1 protein-coding gene is annotated in these 1070 nt (G+C 69.7%); it reads left to right on the top strand.

All coding sequences use genetic code 11. From position 1 onward, the window contains the following. Window positions 1-1070 (top strand): polyketide synthase dehydratase domain-containing protein (locus CCN35_RS17665; protein WP_211285542.1); only part of this gene is annotated, 1070 nt, incomplete at both ends.

Here is a 1070-nt window from a genome sequence, read left to right on the forward strand (position 1 = left end):
GTGGTTGGCGGAGCATGCGGTCTTCGGCACCGTGCTGGTGCCGGGCACGGGTCTGCTGGAGCTTGCCCTGACCGCCGCCCACCACATCGGAGCCGACCGGGTTGCCGAGCTGACGCTGCTCGAGCCGTTGGTCCTCACCGAGGACACCCCGGTTCGTCTGCAGGTCGTGGTCGGCGCCGAAACAGGTGAGAACCGCAGGCCCATCGCGATCTACAGCAGGCCGGAAGACGCCGCTGAGGACGCTCCATGGCGCCGGCACGCCACCGGTGAGCTCGGCCGTGCCGAACCGATTGCCGGCGAGGCTTTTGCGGAGCTGGATCGCTGGCCGGTGGCCGGTGCCGAGCAGGTGGAGCTGGACGGTTTCTACGAGGCGTTTGCCGCGCGTGGTCTCGGCTACGGTCCGGCCTTCCAGGGCCTGGTGGAGCTGTGGCGCAAGGACAACACCGCCTACGGGCGCGTCCGCCTGCCCGAGGGGCTCACGACCGAGGGTTTCGGCATCCACCCCGCCCTGCTGGACGCCGCCCTGCACACCCTGGTGAGCGTCCAGGAGGACGAAAACACCCTGGACGGCAACGTCCTGCTGCCGTTCGAGTGGACTGGCGCCGAACTGCTCGCCGTGGGTGCTGCCGAGTTGCGCGTACGCGTCGACTTGGATGAGGCATCCCGCACGGTACGGGTAGTCGTCACCGATCAGGACGGACGGCCCGTGGCCCGCGCCGAAGGGCTTCAGCTGCGTGAGGTTACGGCTGAGCAGGTTCGTGTGGGTGGGGCGGGTGAGCATCTGTATCGGGTGGTCTTCCAGCCGGTCCGTGATGCCCAGCAGTCCTCTTCTGGTGGGGTGTGGGTGCTGGGTGGTTCCGGTGAGGTGGCCCGGGCCCTGGAGGCGGAGAGCTTTGCCGGTCTTGAGGCGCTGCTGGCCCGCCTGGATGCTGCGGAGGCAAGCGCTCCGGGGTGGGTGGTGGTGGATGCCACCTGCCCGGCTGCCGGTGGTGATGCGCTGGCTGTGGCCGGTGGGGCTCTGGAGGTGGCACAGCGGTTGCTGGCCGATGAGCGGCTGGCGTCGGCGGAGC

The organism is Streptomyces thermovulgaris, assembly GCF_002155915.1.
GTDB classification, from domain to species: domain Bacteria; phylum Actinomycetota; class Actinomycetes; order Streptomycetales; family Streptomycetaceae; genus Streptomyces; species Streptomyces thermovulgaris.